The organism is Nonomuraea turcica (genome assembly GCF_030718205.1).
GTDB lineage: Bacteria > Actinomycetota > Actinomycetes > Streptosporangiales > Streptosporangiaceae > Nonomuraea.
Map to the genome: position 1 here is coordinate 227401 of NZ_JAUZQF010000006.1, position 23106 is coordinate 250506.

General features: G+C 70.3%; 23 protein-coding genes. 11 read left to right on the forward strand and 12 right to left on the reverse strand.

The annotated features are described in order from the left end of the window. The first annotated feature begins 65 nt into the window (after positions 1-65). Positions 66-1436, forward strand: a complete 1371-nt coding sequence (locus tag Q9G87_RS17805) for an LCP family protein (protein ID WP_305917488.1) — start codon at positions 66-68, stop codon at positions 1434-1436. Here the strand turns inward: Q9G87_RS17805 and Q9G87_RS17810 are convergent. Next, complete coding sequence (locus Q9G87_RS17810; RefSeq protein ID WP_305917489.1) at positions 1433-1912, reverse strand: tetratricopeptide repeat protein; 480 nt, start codon at positions 1910-1912, stop codon at positions 1433-1435. The two genes, Q9G87_RS17805 and Q9G87_RS17810, sit on opposite strands and share 4 nt — an antisense overlap. A gap of 67 nt (positions 1913-1979) precedes the next feature. On the opposite strand from Q9G87_RS17810, the gene Q9G87_RS17815 reads away from it, so the two are divergent. Both Q9G87_RS17815 and Q9G87_RS17820 read left to right on the forward strand, forming a co-directional pair. Further along, complete coding sequence (locus Q9G87_RS17815) at positions 1980-2909, forward strand: ATP-binding protein (RefSeq protein ID WP_305917490.1); 930 nt, start codon at positions 1980-1982, stop codon at positions 2907-2909. Positions 2910-2992: 83 nt separating this feature from the next. Beyond that, entirely contained in the window at positions 2993-3379 is a 387-nt protein-coding gene (locus Q9G87_RS17820; protein WP_305917491.1) for an SCO5389 family protein, read from the forward strand. Here the strand turns inward: Q9G87_RS17820 and Q9G87_RS17825 are convergent. The 3 genes from Q9G87_RS17825 to Q9G87_RS17835 are packed head-to-tail and all read right to left on the reverse strand — an operon-like array spanning position 3348 to position 6067. Further along, positions 3348-4373, reverse strand: coding sequence for an LLM class flavin-dependent oxidoreductase (locus Q9G87_RS17825; RefSeq protein ID WP_305917492.1), 1026 nt, complete (start codon positions 4371-4373; stop codon positions 3348-3350). The genes Q9G87_RS17820 and Q9G87_RS17825 overlap by 32 nt on opposite strands. Positions 4374-4395: 22 nt before the next feature. Further along, positions 4396-5088 (reverse strand): ribonuclease HII, encoded by a 693-nt coding sequence (locus Q9G87_RS17830; RefSeq protein ID WP_305917735.1) that lies wholly within the window; start codon positions 5086-5088, stop codon positions 4396-4398. A 25-nt stretch (positions 5089-5113) separates the two neighbouring features. After that, positions 5114-6067 (reverse strand): LysR family transcriptional regulator, encoded by a 954-nt coding sequence (locus Q9G87_RS17835; protein WP_305917493.1) that lies wholly within the window; start codon positions 6065-6067, stop codon positions 5114-5116. 79 nt (positions 6068-6146) lie between these two features. Between Q9G87_RS17835 and Q9G87_RS17840 the strand changes: the two genes are divergently transcribed. From Q9G87_RS17840 to Q9G87_RS17850, 3 genes are all read left to right on the forward strand, one after another. After that, positions 6147-7382, forward strand: a complete 1236-nt coding sequence (locus Q9G87_RS17840; RefSeq protein WP_305917494.1) for a pyridoxal phosphate-dependent aminotransferase — start codon at positions 6147-6149, stop codon at positions 7380-7382. A 170-nt stretch (positions 7383-7552) separates the two neighbouring features. After that, on the forward strand, positions 7553-8197 hold the full coding sequence (locus Q9G87_RS17845; protein ID WP_305917495.1) for a GNAT family N-acetyltransferase: 645 nt from the start codon (positions 7553-7555) through the stop codon (positions 8195-8197). A 257-nt stretch (positions 8198-8454) separates the two neighbouring features. Further along, complete coding sequence (locus Q9G87_RS17850; protein ID WP_305917496.1) at positions 8455-11460, forward strand: AfsR/SARP family transcriptional regulator; 3006 nt, start codon at positions 8455-8457, stop codon at positions 11458-11460. Positions 11461-11738: 278 nt separating this feature from the next. Here the strand turns inward: Q9G87_RS17850 and Q9G87_RS17855 are convergent, their stop codons facing one another. Further along, on the reverse strand, positions 11739-13142 hold the full coding sequence (locus Q9G87_RS17855) for a DUF7059 domain-containing protein (RefSeq protein WP_305917497.1): 1404 nt from the start codon (positions 13140-13142) through the stop codon (positions 11739-11741). A gap of 179 nt (positions 13143-13321) precedes the next feature. Between Q9G87_RS17855 and Q9G87_RS17860 the strand changes: the two genes are divergently transcribed. After that, on the forward strand, positions 13322-13624 hold the full coding sequence (locus Q9G87_RS17860) for a hypothetical protein (protein ID WP_305917498.1): 303 nt from the start codon (positions 13322-13324) through the stop codon (positions 13622-13624). Positions 13625-13670: 46 nt separating this feature from the next. Here Q9G87_RS17860 and Q9G87_RS17865 read toward each other — a convergent pair whose 3' ends face one another. The 3 genes from Q9G87_RS17865 to Q9G87_RS17875 form a co-directional block, all read right to left on the reverse strand. Beyond that, positions 13671-14624, reverse strand: coding sequence for a 2-hydroxyacid dehydrogenase (locus Q9G87_RS17865; RefSeq protein WP_305917499.1), 954 nt, complete (start codon positions 14622-14624; stop codon positions 13671-13673). A 107-nt stretch (positions 14625-14731) separates the two neighbouring features. Beyond that, positions 14732-15328, reverse strand: a complete 597-nt coding sequence (locus tag Q9G87_RS17870; RefSeq protein ID WP_305917500.1) for a TetR/AcrR family transcriptional regulator — start codon at positions 15326-15328, stop codon at positions 14732-14734. After that, positions 15325-15840 carry a GNAT family N-acetyltransferase gene (locus Q9G87_RS17875; protein WP_305917501.1) on the reverse strand — a complete coding sequence of 172 codons (516 nt, stop codon included), beginning with the start codon at positions 15838-15840 and terminating at the stop codon, positions 15325-15327. The genes Q9G87_RS17870 and Q9G87_RS17875 overlap by 4 nt, the downstream gene beginning before the upstream one ends. Positions 15841-15899: 59 nt before the next feature. On the opposite strand from Q9G87_RS17875, the gene Q9G87_RS17880 reads away from it, so the two are divergent. From Q9G87_RS17880 to Q9G87_RS17895, 4 genes are all read left to right on the forward strand, one after another. Continuing rightward, positions 15900-16427, forward strand: coding sequence for a winged helix-turn-helix transcriptional regulator (locus tag Q9G87_RS17880; protein ID WP_305917502.1), 528 nt, complete (start codon positions 15900-15902; stop codon positions 16425-16427). 154 nt (positions 16428-16581) lie between these two features. Beyond that, positions 16582-17385: an SURF1 family cytochrome oxidase biogenesis protein gene (locus Q9G87_RS17885; RefSeq protein ID WP_305917503.1), complete on the forward strand. Its 804-nt coding sequence runs from the start codon at positions 16582-16584 to the stop codon at positions 17383-17385. A 10-nt stretch (positions 17386-17395) separates the two neighbouring features. Then, positions 17396-18139: a tyrosine-protein phosphatase gene (locus tag Q9G87_RS17890; RefSeq protein ID WP_305917504.1), complete on the forward strand. Its 744-nt coding sequence runs from the start codon at positions 17396-17398 to the stop codon at positions 18137-18139. 166 nt (positions 18140-18305) lie between these two features. Beyond that, positions 18306-19502, forward strand: a complete 1197-nt coding sequence (locus Q9G87_RS17895) for an amidohydrolase family protein (RefSeq protein ID WP_305917505.1) — start codon at positions 18306-18308, stop codon at positions 19500-19502. On the opposite strand, the gene Q9G87_RS17900 is transcribed toward Q9G87_RS17895, so the two are convergent. The 4 genes from Q9G87_RS17900 to Q9G87_RS17915 are packed head-to-tail and all read right to left on the reverse strand — an operon-like array spanning position 19499 to position 23008. Next, positions 19499-19852, reverse strand: a complete 354-nt coding sequence (locus Q9G87_RS17900) for a YkvA family protein (RefSeq protein WP_305917506.1) — start codon at positions 19850-19852, stop codon at positions 19499-19501. The two genes, Q9G87_RS17895 and Q9G87_RS17900, sit on opposite strands and share 4 nt — an antisense overlap. 43 nt (positions 19853-19895) lie before the next feature. Continuing rightward, a complete protein-coding gene (locus tag Q9G87_RS17905; protein ID WP_305917507.1) occupies positions 19896-21323 on the reverse strand; it encodes an amidase in 1428 nt (475 codons plus the stop codon). A gap of 3 nt (positions 21324-21326) precedes the next feature. After that, positions 21327-22286, reverse strand: coding sequence for an LLM class F420-dependent oxidoreductase (locus tag Q9G87_RS17910; RefSeq protein WP_305917508.1), 960 nt, complete (start codon positions 22284-22286; stop codon positions 21327-21329). Positions 22287-22339: 53 nt separating this feature from the next. Next, the gene (locus tag Q9G87_RS17915) at positions 22340-23008 is read right to left on the reverse strand and encodes a TetR/AcrR family transcriptional regulator (RefSeq protein ID WP_305917509.1); all 669 of its coding nucleotides are present in this window, start codon (positions 23006-23008) and stop codon (positions 22340-22342) included. Positions 23009-23106: the final 98 nt, after the last annotated feature.

The window sequence follows — 23106 nt, forward strand, 5'->3', positions numbered from 1 at the left end:
GTCAATCACGCACATCCCATTCCTAGGGTTGCGTGGATAGCCACGTAATGGGGGTTTGACCAGGCATGACGGAGAAAGAGCGCGGTATCGGCCTGGGGGCGAGCATCGCGCTGACACTGGCGTCGGCGGTGCTGTGGGGGGTGGCGCATCTGGCCGTCGAGCGCCGCAAGGCCGGCCTGGCGCTCATGGCGGCTCATGTCGTGATGCTGGCCGGGATCCTCACCGTGTTCACCGCGTTCAGCACGAACCTCCTGTCTCTCGCCGTACAGCCTCGCTGGCTCGCCTGGCTCACCGTGGGACTGGTGGCGATCGCCCTGGCCTGGACCGGTGTGATCGTCTGGTCCTTCGTGCTGGTGCGCCCGCCACGCCCGGACAAGATCGGCCGTTTCCTGACCACCGCGCTGACCATCGCGCTCTGCGCGCTCGTGCTGGCGCCCACCGTCTACGCCGCCCGGGTGGCCTACCTCTCGCGCGACGTCGTGACCAGCCTGTTCACCGCCACGGGCGCCTCCCCCGTCATGGCCGACGACCCGTGGAACGGCGCGCAGCGCGTCAACTTCCTGCTTCTCGGCGCGGACTCGGCGCCGAGCAGGCCCGGCGTGCGTACCGACAGCATGACCGTGGCCAGCGTCAACGTCGAGACGGGCGCGACCACCCTGTTCGGCCTGCCGCGCAACCTCCAGCGGGTGCGGTTCCCCCGCGGCCCGGCCAGGGACCGCTTTCCCTGGGGCTTCACCGGCAGCGGCACCGAGACTCCCGGCCTGCTCAACGAGGTCTTCCAGTACGCCGAGGACAACCCGGACGTGGTGTCCCGCGCCGGACGCGACAAGCCGGGACCGACCCTGCTCAAGCAGACGATCGGCGACATCCTCGGCATCCCCGTGAACTACTACGCAATGATCGACATGAAGGGCTTCGCGGAGATCGTCGACGCCATGGGCGGCGTGCAGGTCACGATCAAGGACCCCATCGTGTACGGCCGCCACCGCGAGGGCCTCATCCCCGCCGGCACCCGCAAGCTCTCCGGCGAGCAGGCGTTGTGGTTCGGCCGCTCACGGACCGACAGCGACGACTACGTCCGCATGGGCCGCCAGAAGTGCCTGCTCAACGCCGTGGCCAAGCAGGCCGACCCGATGACCGTGCTCAACAGCTTCGAGAGCCTGGCCGCCGCCACCAAGCGCGCCATCTCCACCGACATTCCCCAGGACCTGCTTCCGGCCATCGTGGACCTGGCTCAGAAGGTGAAGGGCACCAGGATGCGCAGCCTCAACTTCGTGCCGCCGCTGATCAACACCGCCTACCCCGACTGGTCCTTCATCCGGCGCAAAGTCTCCGAGGCGCTGGACGACCGCCGCTCAGCCAAGTCGGCCACCTCGGCCCGGACCCCCGAGCCACACACGGACGACCCGGTCAATTTGGACGCCACCTGCGGCTAGACCGTCTCGTCCAGGTTGTCCGCGTAGTACGCGATGGCTCGCTGGTAACCGCCGGTCTTGTCCGACTCGGCGACGACCTTGAGCAGCGTCGAGACCGCCTCGCCCGACCGTCCGGCGTTGTGCAGCGCCATCGCCATGAACGTGCGCAACGCCGGATTCCCGGGAAACTCCGCCAGCCCGCGCTCGAACGCCGCCAGCGCCTCCTCGAACCGCCCGAGCACCCGCAACGTGCTCCCGTACCCCGTGTGGGCTCCGAGCCGGTCCTCCTCGCTCAGCCCTTCGCCCGCCAGCGCCCGCTCATAGTGGGGCACCGCCTCGGCCTCCAGCCCGAGCGAGTCGTGCACCCACGCGGTCTGATAGGCCACGTCGACGTCGTCGGGATACTGCCGCACCAATTCAAGCAACAATTGCCGGGCTTCGTCCTTTTTGCCCTCTTCTCGCAGCCGCGCCGCCTGCGCCAATTCCTCGTTATGCATGATCCGAGTGTGGCATGATGGTGGCGACCCATTCGGAAACGATTTTCATCCTCACCATGGAGTTCCCGTGAGAGTGGCCTTCGTCGGCAAGGGCGGCAGCGGCAAGACCACGATGTCGGCCCTGTTCGCACGGCACGTGGCGAGCCAGGGCGCGCCCGTGGTCGCCATGGACGCCGACATCAACCAGCACCTGGCCCTGGTCCTCGGCCTCGACCGGCAGCCCGAGCCGCTCGGTGCCCATCTCACCGAGATCAAGGACCGCCTCCGCGGCGCCAACCCCCGCATTTCCTCCGCCGCGGCCATGGTCAAGACCACCCCGCCGGGGCGCGGCTCCACGCTGCTGAGCTTCAAGGACCTGGCCGCAGACCCCTACGGCCTCACCACGCCCGACGGCGTGCGCCTGCTGGCCACCGGCCCGTTCACCGAGGAAGACCTCGGCGTGGCCTGCTACCACTCCAAGGTCGGCGCGGTGGAGCTGCTGCTCAACCACCTGATCGACGGCCCGGGCGAATACGTCGTGGTGGACATGACGGCGGGGGCCGACTCCTTCGCCTCGGGCCTGTTCACCCGCTTCGACCTGACGTTCCTCGTCGCTGAGCCCACGCTGCAGGGCGTAGGCGTCTACCGGCAATATCGCGACTACGCCGCCAAGCACGACGTCGCGCTCGCCGTCATCGGTAACAAGGTCCACGACCGGTCCGACGTCGACTTCCTGCGCGAGCACGTGGGCGACGACCTGCTCACCTGGATGGAGCACTCGGCCGCCGTGCGCGCCATGGAGCAGGGCCGCCACTTCACGCTCGACGACCTGGAGCCGGTCAACGCCGACGCGCTGGCCCTGCTCCGCAAGACCCTCGACGAGCAGGACAAGGACTGGGAGCGCTTCGGCCGGCAGACCGTCGAGTTCCACCTGCGCAACGCCCGCGCATGGGCCAACGAGCGGACCGGGACCGACCTCGCCGAGCAGGTGGACCCGGACTTCGTCTACGGCCCCTGATCACATGACTGTGCCCGTCAGGCATCTGGAGATTTCCCCTCGCTCACCTAGCGTCAGTTCCGACCCTTTCGAGAGGAGACAGCATGTCGCTGACCGTTCCGAACGATCTGCTCGACCAAGCCAGGGCCGGTGACGTCGACGACGCGGCGTTCCTCGCCTGCGTACGCGACTCACTTCCCTACGCCTGGTCGCTGATCAGCGAGCTGGTCAAGCAGCGTGAGCACACCGGGGCCGAGTTCGCCGACAACCAGGTGCCGCCGCCGTCCGAGGAGGCCCGCGGCGAGCTCCTGCGCTGCCTGGCGAGCGACTCGATGCGCGGCGCGCTGGAGCGTCACTTCGGCGTACGGCTGGCCTTCCAGAACTGCCATCGGGTCGCGGTCTTCGACCCGGCGGCGGCCAAGGCCCTGGCCGACTTCGTCACCCCGCGAGCCCAGATCCTCAACCAGAAACCGGAGCTCGTGGACTGCTGAGCGCTTCCGGCGAGCCGGCCAGGCCGGCTCGCCGGACCATCGGCAGCACCTCGTGCCCGAGCCGGCGCACGTTCTCCAGCGTGCGCCGGTGCTCTCCGAGGCCCTCGACCATCAGGATGACGTGCTCGATCCCGGTGTTCGCCGCGGTACGCAGTATGGCCTCGGCGCAGTGCTCGGCCGATCCGACCGGGTGGATGCGGGTCAGCAGGTCCACGTATGCGCCGACGTCGCGCGAGGGCGCTGGCCGGCCGTCCACCGGCGTGTATCCCGCCAGCCCCGGCCCCAGCCACTTCGGCATCGACTCTTTGAGCTCGCGCACCGCCTGCGCCGTGGAGTCGGCCACGTAGCCGACGGCCGCCGCGATGTGCCCGCCGGCGCTTCCGTGGCGCGCCACCATGGACGCCTTCTCCGCGTCGCCGATGTGCATGCCCAGCAACATCGGCAGCCCGCGCTCGGCCGCCATCGCGACGGTCGGCTCCGAGGTGCACGCGACCACCGGCCGCATGCGGGCCTCCGGCACCATCCGCACCTCACGGAAGCGGAAGAACTCGCCCTCGGCGGCGACCCGATCCCGGGAAAGCGCGTCGAGCAAGAGGTCGAGGGACTCCCCGAACCCCCGCTCGAACCGCTCGAGACCGGTCCCGAACACCTCCAGATCCACCCACGGCCCGCCCCTGCCGACGCCGAGGGTGAACCGCCCGCCCGACAGGTGGTGCAGCATGGCCGCCTGCTCGGCCAGCGCCACGGGATGGTGCGTGGACAACACGCTGACGGCGGTGCCGAGCCCGATCCGCGTCGTCCGGCCGGCCGCGACGGCCGCCAGCGTGATCGCGGACGGGCAGACGCCGTAGGACATGAAGTGGTGCTCGGCGATCCACGCGTCGTCGAATCCCGCCTCCTCGGCCGCCGCGATCAGCTCCACGGTGTCGGCCAGCACCCGCCCGGCCTCCTGGCCGGGGAACTGCGCCGCGATGAGAAAGACCCCGATGCGCACCCACCCGATGATGCCAGGCCCGTCAGCTGAACAGAGTGACCTGGCCCTCGCACGCGAGCGGGTCCCGATGGAGCTTCAGGTGCCGCCACTGCGGAAGATCGTCCAGGTAGGACCACGAGAGCCGGTGATGCGGTGTGGGCCCCAGCCGGGCCAGGGCCTCCTGGTGGACCGGTGAGGGGTAGCCGGCGTTGTCGGCGAAGGCGTATTCCTCGTGCCCGATCGTCCCCATGTAGGCGTCCCGCCGGACCTTGGCCAGCACGGACGCGGCGGCGACCGAGACGCTGGCCGCGTCCCCCTTGACCTCCAGGCGCACCGGCCAGGGGGCGCCGATGTAGTCGTGCTTGCCATCCAGGATCACCACGTCCGGGCGGGCGGGGAGCGCCTCCAGGGCGCGCCTGGCGGCCCGGCGCAGGGCCTCCGTCATGCCGAGCGTGTCGATCTCCGTGTGCGTGGCCTCGCCGTACCCGATGCCGGCCGCCCACGCGGCCAGCTCGGTCGCCAGCGGCCCGCGTCTGGCGGCGGTGAGCTGCTTGGAGTCCGTCAGTCCCAGTGGCGGCTCGGACAGGTCGGTGACGACCGCGCACACCGTGACAGGACCGGCCCAGGCGCCCCGGCCCACCTCGTCGACGCCCGCGACCGTGCGGACGCTCGGCTGGGAGAGCAGCAACTGCTCGATCTCGTACGTCGGCCCCATGACAGCAGACGCTACCGCCAGCGGCGTTCTCCCCGGGTGCCGAAACCTAGTCGTCGTCGGTCCTGTGCCGATCCGCCAGCCGCAACGGCTCCAGGTCGGCGGCGATGTACCGGGCGGCCACGTGGATCGCCCGCAGCGTGACCGACACCGAGGGCCGGTGCACGCTGGAGCCCCGGGCCACGGCGTGCACGTCGCGCCCGACCGGATTACCGGGGAAATGGCGCACGGCGAGCCCGCGTATCCCTGCCGACAGCGCGAGCGCGGGCACGGCGGCGATGCCGATGCCCTTGGCGACGAGCGAGAGTATCGTCCCAAGTCCCTCGAACTCCCACGGCGTCGGCCGGGTGCCGCCCACGTCCACCAGTAGCCGGTCCACCGCCAGCCGCGACGGCTCACCGTCAGGCGTGGCCATCCACGGCTCGTCCCGCAGCTCGCGCAGATCGAGCGGCACGTCAGGATCGGCCAGGCGATGTTTACGCGGCACCACCAGCACCAGGGGATCGCGCAGCAGCGGGAAGACGCGCAGGCTCTCGCTGTCGCGGACGCGCCCGTACCAGTCGTCGACCAGCGCGATGTCCACCTCCCCCGACTGCACCTCCCGCATGCCCCGCCCTGACCTGCTCTGCCGCAGCCGCAGCGTCAGATCGGTGTGCCGGCGCAACGTGCGCGCCAGCGCGGGCGCGAAGGCCACCGCCGCCGTGGGGAACGCGGTGAGCACGACCCGCCCCGCCGGGGTGCCCGCGTGCGCCGACAGGTCGGACTCGGCCTCCTCGACCATGGACAGGATCCGCTCGGCGTGTGCGACCAGCCGGCGGCCCGCATCGGTGAGCTCGGCACTGCGCGCGGTGCGGTCGATCAGGGCCGTGCCGGTCTCCCGTTCAAGCGCCACGAGTTGTTGCGAAACCGCCGACGGGCTGTAGCCGAGCGACGCGGCGGTCGCGGCGATGCTGCCCCGACGGGCGAATTCGCAGATCAGCACCAAACGTCGCAATTCGAGCATCGGACTTCCTTATGCCTACCCACCAAAAGCCTCGCTTGTGGTGATGCCTTCATCCAACCACCCTGGGAACGTGACAACTATGAGCGTGACCCTCTCCGCCACTTTGGCGGCAAATGAGGACATCGAGCGAAGACGACGCGCCGGGGAACGTGTGCTGCACTTGGCCTTCGGTGAGGCGGGGCTGCCCGTCCACCCGGCGCTGCGCGACAAGCTGGCCGCCGCATCAGAACGCAACGGCTACGGGCCGGTCGCGGGGGCGCCCGAGTTGCGGGCTGCGGCAGCGGGCTACTGGGAACGACGGGGGCTCATCACCGACCCCGGGCTGGTCGTCTGCGGACCGGGCAGCAAGTCGCTGCTGTACGGCCTGCTCCTGGCGATCGGCGGAGACATCGTCCTGCCCATGCCCAGCTGGGTCAGCTACGCCGCACAGGCCGACCTTGTGGGCTCGCGCCCGATCCTGGTGCCCGCACCACCAGGAGAGGGCGGAGTTCCGGACCCCGATCTCGTGGCCGCCGAAGTGCATCTGGCCAGGGCCCAGGGCAGGACCGTGAGATCCGTGCTGGTCACGCTGCCCGACAACCCGACGGGACGGCTGGCCACGCCGGAGAGCATCCGCCGCCTGGTGGACCTCGCCCGAGAGCTCGACTTGATGATCATCTCGGACGAGATCTATCGGGATCTGATGCACGACCCGGACCTGCCGTACACCTCGCCTGCCGATCTCGCGCCCGAGCGCACGATCATCACCACCGGGCTGAGCAAGAGCCTGGCGCTGGGCGGCTGGCGGATCGGCGTGGCCAGGCTGCCCGCGGGCGCACACGCGCTGCACAGGCAACTACTGGCGGTGGCCAGCGAGATCTGGTCGGCGCCCGCCGCACCCGTCCAGGAGGCCGCGGCCTACGCCTTCGAGGAGCCCGCGGAGCTGACCCGGCGCATCGCGCTCAGTCGCCGGCTGCACGGCACGGTGGCGCGGGCGGTCTATGAGAGGTTCACCGAGATCGGCGCCGCCGTGCCGGTGCCGCAGGGCGGTTTCTATCTCTATCCCGATCTGAGCCACCTGCGACTCGGCGGCTCCGCCGAGATCACCAAGATCCTGCTGGAGGAGCACGGCATCGGCGTCCTGCCCGGCCACGCGTTCGGCGACGACCCGGCCGCGGCCAGGATGCGGGTGGCGGTCAGCCTCCTCTACGGCGAGACCACCGAACAACGCATGGCCGCTCTGACCAGCCAAGACCCGCTCCAACTGCCGTGGATCGCGGGCAGCCTCGACCATCTGTCGACGGGTCTGAAGGAGCTCGCTCTGGTACGGCACTGACCACTGCCCGGGCGCCATGTCACAGTTAGGCGAATCTTTCCCCAAGAACAGGTTTACCATCCCTCAAAAGGGGGCTCTGACCTGCGGAAACACCCTGTCTGCAGAAACCTGCAAAAGATCTTCCTAACTGCATGGTTACGTGCACGGTGCGCACCCTCCATCATGTGCACATGCCCGCTCTTGTCACCCTGTCCGGGCGCTCCGTGCGCCTGGAACCTCTCAGCCTCGCGGCGGTCGATGACCTTGTCGCGGCGGCGGGTGAAGACCGTTCCACATACGCCTTCACTCGTGTCCCGCATGGCCGGGACGAGATGGTCTCCTACGTGGAGGCCGCTATGGCTGAGCAGGCGGAGGGCCGCACGTTGCCCTTCGCCATCCGGTGGCTGAACACCGACCGCGTGGTCGGTGCCACCCGTCTCATGCACCTGGAGTATTGGCAGGGCCCCATGCCCTGGCCTCCGGGTGCACGCGGTGCGGTGGGCGATGTCCCGTCCGTGGCCGACATCGGTTACACCTGGCTGGGCGCCTGCGCCCAGGGCACGGGGGTTAACCGGGAGAGCAAGTTCCTCATGCTCTCGCTCGCCTTCGAGACATGGAACGTCCACCGCATCACCCTGAAAGCAGACGTACGCAACACCAGATCCCGGGCCGCCATCGAGGCCCTCGGCGCACACTTCGACGGGGTGCGGCGAGCGGATAGCCGAGGCGCCGACAACACGGTCCGAGATACCGCGTTCTACTCGATCCTGAACTCCGAATGGCCGCTCGTGCGGGAGCGCCTGGCCATGCGGCTGGGACTGGTCGAGGCAGCCTGAGAACCCGTCCACCACGGCCCCGCCCCAGTTTCCTGGGCGGGGCCGGTATTTTTTCCTGCCTGCCGTCGCTCTGCATGACACGCCCCCGCGGTGCGTCATGGCCCAAGCCGACACCCATCAGCATCCGGGGGCATGCTCAACACCTAATTAAAGGCGGATCAACAGGTCAGTTAACGATCAACCTGGATCTAGGTGACGGGCAAGGATAGACCTATCATTTGGTAACAAATCGTTCCATTGGCTTGGAGACAGACGGCATGGCTGGTCAGAGCGTTGAGGGCGGGCTGCGGTTCGCCGTGCTCGGTCCTGTCCGCGCGTGGCGTGATGGCCAGGAACTCGACCTGGGCACCCCGCTGCAGCGTTCCATTCTCGGCATGCTGCTCCTGCGGGAAGGCCGCGCGGTCACACCCAACGAGATGATCGACGCGGTCTGGGGCGAGGAGGCCCCGCCGCGCGCCCTGGGAGCACTGCGCACCTACGTCTCCAGGCTGCGTACGGTGCTCGAGCCGGAGCGGCCGGCCCGCTCCCGTCCGGAGCTGCTGACCTCCATAGGCCGGGGCTACGCGCTGCGCCTGCCCGAGGACGGGCTGGACCTGACCAGGTTCGAGCGCGGCATCGCCGGCGCCGAGACCGCGCGTAAGGGCGGCCGGCTGCGCGAGGCCGCCGAGGGGCTGCGGGCCGCGCTCGCGTTGTTCGAGGGCGAGCCGCTGGGCGGCGCCGTGGGACCGTACGCCGAGCACCAGCGCGATCGGCTGATCGAGCGGCGCATCAGCGTGGTCGAGACGCTCATGGACGTGGACCTGGAGCTGGGCAACCACGCGAAGATCGTCTCCGAGCTGATCGCGCTGACCGCGGACCACCCGCTGCGCGAGCGGCTGCGTGCCCAGCTCATGCTGGCCCTCTACCGGTGCGGGCGGCAGGGCGACGCGCTCAACGTCTTCACCGAGACCCGCGAGGCGCTGATCGACGAGCTCGGCATCGAGCCGGGGCCCGAGCTGGCCGCGCTGCACCAGCGCATCCTGGCCGCCGACCCGGCGCTCGCCGCCGCGCCCCTCGCCGCCGAGGCGCACGCCGACGAGCCCGCCGGCGAGGAGGAGCCGCCGCACCCGCACGAGCTGCCCCGGCCCGCCCAGTTGCCCGCCGCCGTCAACGACTTCACCGGCCGCAAGGAACTGGCCGGACGCCTGCGCTCGCTGCTGTCGGTCCAGCCGTCCTCGGCCGAGGGCGTGCCGGTCGCGGCGATCTCCGGCATCGGCGGCGTCGGCAAGACCACGCTGGCCGTGCACGTGGCGCACGCGGCGGACGACCTGTTCCCCGACGGCCAGCTCTATGCCGACCTGCAGGGCTACACCGACGAGGCGACCGCGCCCGAGTCGGCGCTCGGCGGGTTCCTGCGCGCGCTCGGCATCCCGCCGGACGTGATCCCCGACGGGCTCGCGGAGCGGTCGGCGCTGTTCCGGTCGATCCTGGCCGACCGCCGCATCCTCGTGCTGCTGGACAACGCCCGTGACGCCCGGCAGGTCGCCCCGCTGCTGCCGGGCTCGCCCGGATGCGCGGCCATCGTGACCAGCCGGGGCAAGCTGGCCGACCTGCCGTCGGCCAGGCTCATCGACCTGGACGTGTTGGAGCCGGACGAGGCGTTGTCGCTGTTCGCGGCGGTGGCCGGGCCCGAGCGGGTGGCGGCCGAGCACGGCGCGGCCATGGACGTGGTGGCCGCGTGCGGCTTCTTGCCGCTGGCGGTGCGGATCGTGGCCGCCAGGCTGGCCGCGCGCCCGTCGTGGACGGTGGCCTCGCTGGTGCCCAGGCTGGCCGACGAGCAGCGCCGCCTGGATGAGATGCGGGTGGGCAACCTGGCCGTGGAGGCCACCTTCGCGCTCGGCTACGGGCAGCTGGACCCCGCCCAGGCGCGGGCGTTCCGGCTGCTGTCGCTGCCCAGCGGACCCGGCATCTCCGCCGGTGCCGCGGCGGCCGTGTTGGGGATGAGCGCGTTCGAGGCCGAGGAGGTGCTGGAGTCGCTCGTGGACGCGAGCCTGCTGGAGGCGCCCGCGCCCGGCCGCTACCGCTTCCACGACCTGCTCAAGCTGTTCGCCCGCCGCGAGCTGGCCAAGAGCGAGCGGCCGCAGGCCCGTGCCCTGGCGCTGCGCCGGCTGCTCGGCTTCTACCTGGCCTCGGCCCAGTCCGCGCATCGGCTGGCCTACGAGGGCAGCATGATCCCGGCCAATCTGGTGGTGGTCGGCAGCGGGCGGGCGTTCGGCTCCGCCGACGAGGCGGTGGCGTGGCTGATCTCCGAGGGCGACTCGTTGTTCGCGGCCATCAACCAGGCCGCCGCGACCGCGCGTACCGGAGAGCAGCTGCTGCCCGCCGCCGACCTGCTGGTCGCGATGGAGCCGCTGCTCGAGTCCGGCACCCACACGCGCGAGTTCGACCAGGGCACCCGCGCCGTGCTGGCCGGCGCGCAGAACATCGGCGATCAGGCGAGCGAACTGCGCGCCCGTTACGTGCTGGGCCGGGTCCTGTTCGCCGGCAACCGGCTGCGCGAGGCCGAGGAGCAGTTCAGGCGCGTGCACGATTTGTCGGCCGAGCGCGGCGAGAAGATCGTCATGGGCGAGGTGCTCAACGCCCTGGCCGTGGTCGTCGGCAGGCAGCGCCGCCACACCGAGGCGCTGGCGCTGTTCGACGCGGCGATGGACTTCTACCGCGAGAACGGCGTGCCGGCCGGCGAGGCTCTGGTCCTCAGCTATTCGGCCCGCGACCACCTGGGCCTGGGGCGGCCCGAGGACGCCATCGCGGCCGCGGAGAAGGGCCTGGCCATCTTCACCGAGATCGGCAGCGGCGCCGGCACCGCCCGGGCCCGCTACCACCTCGGCATCGTCCTGTCCCGGGTCGGCCGGCTCACTGAGGCCGTGCACCACCACGCCGAGTGCCTGGCCTTCTTCCGGGCCAGCAAGCAGCGCGTCTGGGAGCAGCGCGTGTGCTCCCGGCTGGCCGAGACGTTCATCGCGGCCGAGCGTCACTCCGACGCCGTACGCCACGCCGAGCAGGCTCTGCTGGTCTCCCGCGAGATCGGCCACCCCTACGGCGAGGCGCTCTCGCTGACCGTGCTGGGCAAGGCGCTACGCGGCCTCGGCAGCGTGACGAGGAGCTCGGACTGTCTACGGCAGGCCTTCGAGATCTTCTCCAGGCTCGGCGCTCCGGAGGCCGGCGATCTCAAGGTCCTGCTCGACAGCCTCCCCGACCCCGCCGGGAAGGTCGTCGAGTCCTGAGTACAGCTCGTCGTCCAGACGTGTCATCCACACATGGTTGATCAAGGCTGTCCTTAGGGAGTCACGAGGGCGCTCGTGAACGGCATCAAGCGATTCAGCCCGGCCGGTCATCTTCACCACCACGCGTCGCTAGGGGGCCCGGTTATCCGGATGCTCCGCGTGGCGGCTAGCCGCCTCACACAGACGACCGGCCGGACCTGACACGGCCCTCGAACCCCCCAGGTCCGTGTCCTGACTAGAGACTCCACCCGGGGGGTCAACGTCCAATCAACGGCGGATTAAAGCACGAAGTAACCCTCGGCGATGAGGGGCCGGACCGCGTCGGAATCGGCGATCTCGCCGTCGCCCACCAGCTCGGCGATGACGTTGAGCAGCGGGCCGAGCGCCAGCTCGCCGTCGCACACGCCGGCCAGGGCGGCCTCCACCGTGCCGACCTCCCGGCTGCGCCGCAACCCCTGCGTCTGACGCAGCACGATGCGGATCGGGTCCTCCGCGCCCGGCAGCCCGATCCGCTCGTCGAGCAGGCCGTCGACGGTACGCAACCGCGCGGCGTCGAGCCCCTGTGCCCGGTGCGCGGTGGCGATCGAGTCGAGCACGGAGTCCACGTAGTCGCCGACCGGGAGCACGACCTGGTGGGCGAGATGCTCGACGCGGACGACCGGGTCGAGCGTGCCGGAATTGCGCATAGTGATCCAGCCGAAGCCGATGCCCTCGACCTTGTGCTCGTCGAACCAGGCCAGCCAGCGCTCGTAGAGCTCCGCGTAGCGGGCCGTGCCCTGCTCGGCCGCGTCCCTGAGCCACAGCTCGACGTATTCGGCCGGGTCCTGCACGTCCCGTTGGACGACCCAGGCGTCGCAGCCCGTCTCACGCAACCAGCCGCCCACCCGGTCGTGCCAGTCTTCGCCCTCGACGTGCAGCCAGTTGGCCAGGAAGTGGGCCTGGCCGCCGGGATTGAGGTGGCGGGGCGTCCGGCGTACGAGGTCGCGGCAGAAGCCGTCGCCCTCGGCGCCCGACTCGCGATAGGTCAGCATCCGCTCCCGAGCGGGAGCGATGACGAACGGCGGGTTGCTCACGATCAGGTCGAACCCCTCGTCCCCGACCGGCTCGTACATCGAGCCCACCCGCGCCCGGACACCCTCGACGCCGGACAACTCCCAGCTCAGCCTGGCCAGCTCCAGGGCCCGCGGATTGAGATCGGTGGCCACGATCTCCTCCGCCCTGCCGGCCAGGTGCAGCACTTGCACGCCGCAGCCGGTGCCCAGATCGAGCGCGCGCTGGACCGGGCGGCGGGTGACCAGCTGCGCCAGGTTCGCCGAGGCGCCGCCTGCCCCCACGACGTGGTCGGGGCGGAGAGTGGGGTCTCCCGGCCGCACCTTACGGTCGGAGACCAGGTAGCCGCCGGTCTCCCAGGGCTGGAGGTGGACGTTCGCGCGGACCTGGTCGCCGTCGGCCGTGACCAGCCCGGACTCGAGGACCTCCGGCGCCACGTCCGCGGCGGGGACGGGGACGCCCAGCCACCACAACCTGATCAGCGTCGCCAGCGGGTCGCCGTCCGCGGTCGCGCGCAGGGCCGGGACCACCTCCTCGCGGGCCAGGGCCGACGCGGCCATGCTCCCTAGTCGATCGCGTACGCCGTCGATGGTGTAACCGGTCTCCAGGAAATGATGGCGCAGTCGTTCCACAAGTCCATCCTTTCACCGCAGACGCCCACGCATGATCTGATACCGATGCGATGGTCCCCAGACTCACTGCGCTCAGTGCCCATACTGTTACTTAAATAGCCAAGCAATCTGCAAGCGGGAAACAAGTGGGGCGCGGTATCTCTATGGATGCCAGCACGTCATCCCGAGGAGTGGACCCCATGCTGATCCCTTGCTTGGCTTGCGAGTCCCGCTTCGGGCCGGACGAATACTTCAGCGCCTGCTCCGACTACAACCGCGGCTTGGACCTGGTCTCGTGGACGTGCCCCCGCTGCGGGAACCGCGACGACCTGCGCGTGTTGCCCGGGGAGCTGGGGTTCGGCTATCCGCACCGCGGCAGGTTCAACGTGCACGACCGGGTCCGCGTGCCCGGCCTGCGCAGGCAGCGCGGCGATCTGCGCCTGGACATCTCACTCGACCGGGCGAGCTGGCGCGTGCCCACACGCCTCCGGCAACCGGCTTGACCGGACGGGGGCTACGCACGCGTGTCGGCGAGCTCGGGTTCCGCCGCTACGCACGCGTGGCGGCGAGCTCGGGGTCCTCTCCGCCCAGCAGCCGGGTGATGTCCGCTACCAAGGCCTCCGCCAGCTCCTCCCTGGTCTCCCCGGTCGCCTCGCTCAGGCGGGGCGTCAACACCACGTTCGGCAGGCCGATCAGCGGATGTGACGGGTCGAGCCACTCGCCTTCGAAGTGGTCGAGACCCGCACCGCCCACCTGGCCCCGGCGCAGCGCGTCGACCAGTGCCGTCAGGTCGTGCAGCGCGCCACGCGAGGTATTGAGGTAGATCGCCCCCGGCCGCATCGCGCCGAACTCGGCGTACCCGAACAGGCCCCTGGTCTCGGCGGTGAGCGGCACGTGCAGCGACACCACGTCCGCCTCCGCCAGGAGCGCGGGCAGCGTGTGGGTGGCCTCGGGCTCCTGCGGATCACACGCGATCACCCGCATCCCGAGGCCCTCGCAGCGCCAGCGCATCGCCCTGCCGACGCGTCCAAGCCCGACGATGCCGAGCGTCCTGCCGGTGAGCCGGCGGCCGCGATGGCGTTGCGCCGGCGGCACCTTGCTCCGGTAGACGTGCCCTCGACGCACCTCTCGGTCGGCCGTCACGATGTGCCGGCTGACGGCGAACATCAGCGCCAGCGTCAGCTCGGCGATCGCGTCGGGGTCGCGGTCGCGGGCGTGCAACACGCTGACGCCGTATTCGGCGGCCAGGGCCAGGTCGACGCTCGTGGGCGGGCCCATGACGGCCACGACGTCCAACTGCAGGCTGAGCACCGACGCGCGAACCTGGTCCCCGTCGGTGACGAGCACGGTCGCGCCGGTCTCGACGACCAGGTCGGCCAGCTGTTCGTCGGTGAAACCGAGGCTCGGGCGTGCTGGAGTCTCGATCAGATCGGTCACCTCGCCCAGGCGGGCGAGCGCGCGCTCCGGCAAAGCGGGCAATACCAGCGCCCGGGGTCGTCTCACATTTAGGACAATAACACCACAGAGCGTACTCGGATCATCGCTCCCCGCATTGGCCCGGCGGTCCCCGGGCAGGTGGGGCGCTCGCTTCGCATGATCTGGGCCGGGTGTCACTCCGGGCGCTGGCGGAGGCTGTGCCAGGCGGCCTCGCCCAGGCCCTTGATCTCCTCCTCCGTCGGCGTGTGCGCACCGGCGAACCACAGCCGGCACATCTCCTGCGCGGGTCCCAGCCACAGCACGTAGCACATGGTCGGGTGGACGGTCTGGAGCAGGCCGTTCTTCATGTGCGGGCGCCACCAGTCAGAGACTTGGCGGAAGAACGCCCGCCGCTGCTCGGCCACCTCGGCCCCGCCCGGCTCCTGCTTGCGCGGCGGCCGCTCGCTGATCAGCAGCCGGGCCCGCTCCGGATGCTCTCCCGCCCACCGCATGTGGAAGGCCACGACGGCCTCGATGCCGTCGCGCGCCTCCTGATGGCTGACCAGCTCGGCGAGGAAGGCTTCCTGATAGGCGGTGAGGATCTCGCCGTACAGCACACCGAAGACGTGTTCTTTGCTGGCGAAGTGGTGGTAGAAGCTGCCGACGCTTACGCCGCTCTCCTCGCGGAGGCTGGCCAGCGTCGTGGCCGACACCCCGTCCTGGCTGAAGCGTCGGAGGGCACCCTCGATGATGCGGGTCCGGCCGTCGCGTCCGTTCTTGACACTCTTCACACTGTCAATGGTGTGGCACCAGAACCTTGTTCCGCAAATAAGGCGGCTTGATCGATCATAGCGGTAACCTCAACCGACCCGGAAGTGACCTTCATCTCAGCGTCCGGCCACAGGCGGCGGATGAGGCTGAGCACTCGCCGGTTCTCCCCCATTACGTCCATGCCCACGGTCCTCGCACCCCGTACGGCGGCCCTGAGCAGCAGCGTCTGGATCAGCCGCGGCCCGAGCCCGAGCCCCTGCCACTGGTCGGTCACCACCACCGCGATCTCCACGTCGGCGCATTCGCCCTTGTAGCTCATGGCGTGGCCGATGATCTCACCCCCGTCGATCGTCGCCACGAGCGCGTCCCTGCGCTCGTCCACCGCGATCAGCTTGTGCACGAGACCGGTGGCCGGCGTGGTGATGCCGGTGAAGAACCGCAGCGTCTGGGTGTGCAGCGACAACCCGGTCAGGAAGCGTCTGATCCGTTCCTCGTCGTCTGGACGGGCCGGCCGGATCTGAGTTCCATGCATAGACCCAGCCTGCCGCGCGAGGCCTGAGTCTGTCAATTGAACTCAGGTATAATACAAAGATGAACGTTCCCTTCCGGGTGAACAACTGCTCGATCGAGCGCACCCTGGACATCGTCGGGGAGAAGTGGACCTTCCTGGTGCTGCGCGAGGCGTTCAGCGGCGTGCGAAGGTTCGCCGACATGCAGGCGATCACTGGAGCCCCCCGCCAGGTGCTCAGCGCGCGCCTGGCTCGCCTGGTCGACGAGGGCCTGCTCCGCAAGGAGCCCTACCGCGAGCCCGGACAGCGGCAGCGCGACGAATACCGGCTCACCGAGAAAGGCCGCGATCTCTATCCGCTGCTGGTCGCGCTCATGCACTGGGGCGACAAATATCTGGCCGACGAGGAGGGCCCGCCCGTGCTCCTCACACACCGCGACTGCGGCGCCCCCATCGAGCAGCATTTCCGCTGCGCCGAGGGCCACGAGGTCGCCGGGCCACGCGAGGTGACCTCCCTGCCCGGGCCCGGCGCGGAGCTCCAGAGCGGCGAGCTTGGGGCGGAGAGCGGCAGCTTGCGTGACCAACGGAGCCCCGTGCGAGCGCGACCATAGACACAGAGCGGCGAGCCTGGGGCGGAGAGCGGCAGCTTGCGTGACCAACGGAGCCCCGTGCGAGCGCGACCATAAGCACAGCGCGGCGAGCCTGGGGCGGAGAGCGCCTGAGGCGCGTTAAGGGGCACCGGTGGCGGTGCCTACCCTTGAAAGCGTGTACCGGTTCCTTCTGACGCCCCGATGGCTGGCGCTGCACCTGGTGGTGCTGCTGGTCATTCCCGCCTTCGTGTTCCTCGGGCGGTGGCAGTTCGGGCGTTTCGAGGAGCGGTCGGCCAACAGCGAGCGGGTCACCGCCAACATCGAGGCCGCGCCGGTGCCGCTGGAGCGGTTGGCGACACCGGGGCAGCAGGTCAAGGAGAGCGACCGGTTCAGGTCCGTGACCGCCGCCGGCACCTACGACCCGTCCCACGCCCTCGTCGTACGCCGCCGCCCCCAGGAGGGCCGCAACGGCTTTTACGTCCTGACCCCGCTCGTCACCGGCAACGGCACGGCCGTCCTCGTGAACAGAGGCTGGGTCCAAGCGGGCGCCACCGCCGACACCCCGCCCGACGTGCCCCCTCCGCCCACCGGTCAGGTGACTGTCACCGGGCGGCTACGGCTCAGCGAAACCGAGGAATCCAGCGGGATCCGCGATCTGCCCGGACTGCCGACCGGCCAGGTGCTGCTGATCAACGCCGACAAGATCGGGCAAGGGCTGCCGTACCGGCTGGTGGACGGATACGTGGAATTGACCGCCCAGCAGCCCGCGACCTCCCCGGCGCCCGCACCGGTGCCCGAGCCCGACGTGGGCTCCGGAGGCGGGCTGAACCTGGCGTACGGGGTGCAGTGGTGGTTGTTCATCGCGATCGCGATCGGCGGATGGATCCTGCTCATCCGGCGTGAGCTCGCCGAGCGCCAGGCCAAGGAGCGCTCCGGCGAGGCGTCACCGGCCCAGGAGGCGGGAACGCCTGCCCCGTAAGGTGTTGGGGGTGATCCGCCACATTGAATTCAGCAATCTCTGCAATTTCCGTGACGTGGGTGGATATGCCACCAATGACGGCCGCACCGTCCAGTGGCAGCGGCTTTATCGTGCCGACTCCCTCGGCTGGCTGGCCGGGGACGACCTCACGGCCTTCCGCGCCCTGCGCGTGCGTACCGTCATCGACCTGCGGCACGCCTTCGAGGCCGAGAAGGCCGGGCGGGTGCCTGAGACCGAAGGGCAGAGCTACCACAACCTGCCCATCGAGGGCCGCCGCTGGGAGACCGCCGTTTACAGCGAGGAGGTCGGCGTCGCCCGCTACCTGGCCGATCGTTACCTCGAGATGACCGAGGACCGCGTTGAGAACCTCAGAACGGCCCTGGAGACGATCGCGAAGTCGGACAACGCGCCCGTGGTGATTCATTGTGCGGCGGGCAAGGACCGCACCGGCGTGCTGGCCGCGCTGGTCCTGTCGCTGGCCGGCGTGGGCGAGGACGACATCGTGGCGGATTACGCGCTCACCGGCCTGGCCACCGAGCGTTTCATCGCCGACTGGCGCAGGCGGCATCCCGGCACGCCCCTGTGGCCGGGATTCGGGCTGGCGCCCGCCGAGACCATGCGCTTGTTCCTGGCCGACCTGGCGAGCCGGCACGGCTCCGTGGAGGCGTACGTCACCCAGGTCCTCCAGGTCTCCCCCGCCACGATCAGCGACCTACGCGACCATCTCCTGACTGAAAGCACATCGGAGGGGTAGCGGGTGGCCGGGGTTCGCATGAGCAGCACCCTCTCTCAGCGGACCCCACAACGCCCGGGATCGCCCGCAATCCCCCTCCCGGCGGTCCCGGGTGCCGGCGACTCGGATATCCAACGGATACGTCGCAGCTTGTTCGACGTTATCCCCTCGTCGTACGGTTACCTGCGTGACTACGCCGCTGCTTCCCGACCCTGACCCGAGGCGGCGCGACTATGTGATCATCTCCGCCGACGATCACCTGATCGAGCCTCCCGACCTCTTCGAAGGCCGGCTGCCGGAGAAATATGCCGAGGTCGCGCCCAAGGTCGTGGAGACCGAGGCGGGTCACCAGGTCTGGCGCTACGGCGGGGCCACCTACCCGTGCGCCGGCATGGACGTCGGCGCCGGGCTGCCCCGCGAGCAGTGGACGCTGGACCCGGTGCGGTTCGAGCACATGCGTCCGGGCTGCCACGACATCGAGGCCCGCATCAACGACATGGACGTGGCGGGCATCTGGGCGGCGCTGTGCTTCCCCGGCATGCTGGCCGGGCAGTCGGGCATGCCGTTCGCCAGGACCCGCGACCAGGAGCTCGGCCTGGCCCTCGTCAGGGCGTGGAACGACTGGCACATCGACGTCTGGGCGGGCACCTACCCGGAGCGGATCATCGGCCTGCAACTGCCGTGGCTGCCGGATCCCGACGTGGCGGCCAAGGAGATCAGGGCCAACGCCGCGCGGGGTTTCAAGGCCGTCGTCTTCCCCGAGTTCCCGACCCGTCTGCGGTTGCCGTCCATCCACACCGGCCACTGGGACCCGTTCTTCGCCGCCTGTGAGGAGACCGGCACCGTCGTGTGCCTGCACACCGGCGACTCGTCCTGGTCTCCCGTGCCCTCGCCGGACACGCCCATCGAGGCGATCACCACGCTGATGCCCACCAGCGCCATGTTCGCCTGCGCCGACTGGCTCTGGTCGGGCGTGCCGCTGCGTTTCCCCTCCCTGCGCATCCTCATCGTGGAGGGCGGCGTGGGCTGGTTGCCGATGCTGGCAGAGCGCGCCGACTACGCCCTGGACCACCCAGTGGCCGGCGAGGCGTCTTGGGACGGCGGGCTCAAGCCCAGCGAGGTGCTGCGCCGCAACTTCTTCTTCGGCACGCTCGACGACCACGCGCTGTCGGGAGTGCGCCTGGCCGTCGGACTCGACCACGTCCTGCAGGAGAGCGGCTACCCGCACTCCGACTCGACCTGGCCCGACACGCAGAAGTCCGTGGCCCGCAACCTCGGCTCGCTCCCGCCCGCCGACATCGCCAGGGTCGCCTACGGCAACGCGGCCCGCCTGTTCGGGCACCCGCTGCCGTCCCGCGCCTGGTTGCGGATGGAGGAGATCTAACCTTCCTGCTCGGCGAGCCTGCCCTGGATGATGCGGCGCTCGTGCTCGACGTAGCGCCCGCTCTCGCCGAGCAGCGAGGCCATCAGCCACAGGAACACGCCGAAGTCGTCGGCGACGCCGATCACCATGAGGAATTCGGGCAGGACGTCGATCGGGGACAGGATGTAGACAACACCCATCGCCATCAGCGCGAGCCTGCTCTTGCCCATCCCCGCGTACCGGCCGCGCATCACCGCGCCGATCATGCGCGGGATCGCCCGCACCCGGGTCATCACGCCGGGCGAACCAGGCTTGGTCACCTCGCGGTACGTCCGCCACGCCGCCGCCGCCCGTGCTGCCTTCGCCATCATGTCGAACCCCCTACCCCCGCCTTTTCACGACATAACGTGTCGCTCAGGCGAGAGGTTCCATCGCGGGATGATCGAACGGCCTGACCTGTTCGATCTGCGCCGCCACTCTGATCAGCAGGTCCTCCCTGCCGGTAGCCGCGACGAGCTGCACGCCTACCGGCAGGCCGGCCGCGGTCCTGTGCAGCGGCAACGAAATGGCCGGCTGCCCGGTCGCGTTGACCGGCGAGGTGTACGACACGGCGTGCCCCGTCCTGCCGAAGGCGAGGCTGAGGTCGTCCGGCGTGATCCAGCCGAGCGGGAACGGTGCGACACCGAGCGACGGCATCAGCAGCAGGTCGTGGCCGGCTCGCCACCACGTGGCCATGCGGCGGCGGAAGACGTCCATCCACTGCGTGGCCCGGATGTGGTCGACCGCGCTGTGCGTGCGCGCGACGCTGACCATGGCGGCGTTGCGCGGCTCCAGTTCCTCCAGCTCGACCGGCTTGCCGCGGAGCTCGCCCAGGCTCGCAACCTGCGCGGCGAGGTTGTTGGCCACGATCGCGCCGAAGTGCCCGGAGAAGTCGCGGTCACCGAGCGCTTCGGGGCCGCCCGGCGCCACGTCATGGCCGAGCGACTCCAGCAGCGCCGCCGCCCTGGCGACGGCCTCGGTCAGCTCGGGCACGTCGGGCACGTCACCTCTCGGGTGCGTGGTGACGTACCCGATCCGCAGCCGCCCCGGGTCCCTGCCGACCTCGGCGGCCAGCGGCCCCGGCAGGGCGGGCGCGTCGTACGGGTCGCCGGGGTGGAAGCCCGAGACGACGTCGAGCGCCGCGGCCGTGTCGCGGACTGTCCTGGTGACGAACCCCGGGCACGAGAAGCCGCTCCAGCCCTCCCCCAGGGCCGGCCCCAGGCTCACCCGCCCGCGCGACGGCTTGAGCCCCACCAGCCCGCACAGGGACGCGGGGATGCGGATCGACCCGCCGCCGTCGCTGGCGGTGGCCAGCGCGACCATCCCCGCCGCCACCGCCGCGGCCGAGCCGCCGCTGGACCCGCCGGCCGAGTACGCCGGATCGTACGGGTTCCGCGTCGGCCCGAACGCCACCGGCTCGGTGGTGATCGTGCTGCCGAACTCGGGCGTGTTCGTCCGCCCGAGCACCACGAACCCGGCCTCGCGCAGCCGCGTGACCCCATAGCCGTCCTCGGCCACCTCGACACCGTCCCGCACCGCGGAGCCCGCGGCGTACGGCTCACCCACCTGCCGCCACCCGAGGTCCTTCAGCAGGATCGGCACGCCCGCGAACGGCCCACCCGCCGGTACGGAGTCGAGCTCGGCCAGCGCACGCTCGAAGCGGCGGTGGACTACGGCGTTGAGCTCGCCGTCGCGGGCCTCGATGGCGGCGATCGCGGCCTCGGCCAGCTCTCGTGGTGACACCTGGCCGTTCTTGATCGCCAGCGCCTGCCCGACCGCGTCCAGCCTCAGTACGTCACGCATCCGCTACTCCTTAGGCGCCAGGTCCCGTACAGCCTGCTCGATGGGAATCTCCCCGCCCGGGATGGGGGCGAGGACGGGGGTGTCGAGCCCGTTGTCCACGTACTGCTGGATCCTGGCCCGGCAGGTGGCCGCGTCGCCGTGCACGATCAGCGCGTCCACCACGTCGTCGGGGATGGCCTTGAGCGCCGCCTGGCGGTCGCCGGCCGCCCACGCCTCGTGCATGGGACGCAGCACCTCGCCCCGGCCCAGCCAGTCGTGGAACGCGGCGTACACGGGGACGGTCAGGTAACTGGCCAGCATCCACCTGGCCATTTCGCGCACTTTGTCGGTGTCCTCGCTCACGCACACGAACAGGCGGGCGATCAGCTCGGTGTCCGGGCCGATCTCGGCGCGTACCCGGCGCACGTCCTCGGGGGAGAGCCAGTTCGTGATCGCGCCGTCGGCCTCCTCGGCGGCCAGATGGAGCATCCGGGGCCGCAGCGCGGCCAGCACGATCTTCGGCGGGACCTTGGGCGCCCGCTCCAGCTTGAACCCCTTGATCTCGAACGTCTCGTACGCCTCCGAGACCTTCTCTCCGGCCAGCGCCTTCTTCAGGAAGCGCAACGTGTCGCGGGTACGCGCGTACGGCTTGGTGAACTCGCCGGCGTTCCAGCGCTCGACAATCGCCGGCGAGGACGCGCCGATGCCCAGCACGAACCGCCCGGGCGCCAGGTCGGCCAGCGTGGCCGCGGACATGGCCAGCAGCCCCGGGCCGCGGGTGGAGACGGGCACGATGGCGCTGCCCAGCCTGATCCCCGGCGCCCACTGGGCGGCCAGGGCCAGCGGCGTGAACCCGTCGGCCCCATTGACCTCGGCCGACCACGCGTCGGTGTAGCCGAGCCCCGGCAGCTCCGCGATGAGTTCCTGGGACCTCGGCAGGGAGCGGTCGTAGAAGGGGATCGTCATGCCCCAGTTCTGCGTCATTCACGGCCTCCAGATCTTTAAGGCCGACCATACCAACCGCTCGGTATGTTCCCCTAGGCGCGCAACTCGTGGACCGCCGCGATGAAGTCCTTCGTGATGCCCCGCAGCCCGGGCAGGTGGGACAGCCCGACCAGCCGGTCCACCAGCGGCACCGTGACCTCGATCAGCCGGTACGTGCGTGCGCAGCCCGGCGAGGTGTCGTGCACCCAGAACAGGACCATGCCCATGAACAGCAGCCAGAGCAGCTCGGGCAGCTCCTCCCGTAGCTCGGCGTTCATGCGGTCACGCGATCCCTCGACGACCTCGCGGTAAAGGGCGATGGAGGCCTCGCGGGCCGGGGACGACTGCGCGCTGAACGGGCTCAGCGGGTTGGTGGGCTCGGCCGCGTGCTTGAAGAACTTCACGGCGAACTCGTGGTAGGGCTCGGACACGCGTACCCACTCGCGCAACACGCCGCTCAGCCTGGCCGCGAACAACGTCTCGGTGGCCAGGAACTCCCTGCAGGCCTCCTCGTGCTCGGCCTGGGCGCGGTCGTAGTACGCCTGGATCAACGCCTCCTTGCTGTCGAAGTAGTAATAGGCGTTGCCCACGGAGACCCCGGCCTCGGCGGCGATGGCGCGCATCGTGGTCGCGTCGAAGCCGCGTTCCCTGAACAGTCGCAATGCCGTCTCGACGATGACCTCGCGGGTGCTCTCCGATCCGCGGTTTCGGGTTTGGGACACGTCCGTCACTTTACGTCCGTATGAGCCTTCGAGCAGGAAACCTGTTCATCACACTGCCGTCCCAGCATCGCGCCGGTCAGGACCGCGGCGGCCGTCCG

What these genes read in the sequence shown, in the direction of transcription:
- Q9G87_RS17860 (WP_305917498.1), top strand. Translation starts at nt 13,322, where the DNA reads ATGCTGATCCCTTGCTTGGCTTGCGAGTCCCGCTTCGGGCCGGACGAA.
- Q9G87_RS17810 (WP_305917489.1), bottom strand. Translation starts at nt 1,912, where the DNA reads ATGCATAACGAGGAATTGGCGCAGGCGGCGCGGCTGCGAGAAGAGGGC.
- Q9G87_RS17910 (WP_305917508.1), bottom strand. Translation starts at nt 22,286, where the DNA reads ATGACGCAGAACTGGGGCATGACGATCCCCTTCTACGACCGCTCCCTG.
- Q9G87_RS17835 (WP_305917493.1), bottom strand. Translation starts at nt 6,067, where the DNA reads ATGCTCGAATTGCGACGTTTGGTGCTGATCTGCGAATTCGCCCGTCGG.
- Q9G87_RS17875 (WP_305917501.1), bottom strand. Translation starts at nt 15,840, where the DNA reads ATGCATGGAACTCAGATCCGGCCGGCCCGTCCAGACGACGAGGAACGG.
- Q9G87_RS17805 (WP_305917488.1), top strand. Translation starts at nt 66, where the DNA reads ATGACGGAGAAAGAGCGCGGTATCGGCCTGGGGGCGAGCATCGCGCTG.
- Q9G87_RS17840 (WP_305917494.1), top strand. Translation starts at nt 6,147, where the DNA reads ATGAGCGTGACCCTCTCCGCCACTTTGGCGGCAAATGAGGACATCGAG.
- Q9G87_RS17820 (WP_305917491.1), top strand. Translation starts at nt 2,993, where the DNA reads ATGTCGCTGACCGTTCCGAACGATCTGCTCGACCAAGCCAGGGCCGGT.
- Q9G87_RS17845 (WP_305917495.1), top strand. Translation starts at nt 7,553, where the DNA reads ATGCCCGCTCTTGTCACCCTGTCCGGGCGCTCCGTGCGCCTGGAACCT.
- Q9G87_RS17880 (WP_305917502.1), top strand. Translation starts at nt 15,900, where the DNA reads ATGAACGTTCCCTTCCGGGTGAACAACTGCTCGATCGAGCGCACCCTG.
- Q9G87_RS17850 (WP_305917496.1), top strand. Translation starts at nt 8,455, where the DNA reads ATGGCTGGTCAGAGCGTTGAGGGCGGGCTGCGGTTCGCCGTGCTCGGT.
- Q9G87_RS17905 (WP_305917507.1), bottom strand. Translation starts at nt 21,323, where the DNA reads ATGCGTGACGTACTGAGGCTGGACGCGGTCGGGCAGGCGCTGGCGATC.
- Q9G87_RS17900 (WP_305917506.1), bottom strand. Translation starts at nt 19,852, where the DNA reads ATGATGGCGAAGGCAGCACGGGCGGCGGCGGCGTGGCGGACGTACCGC.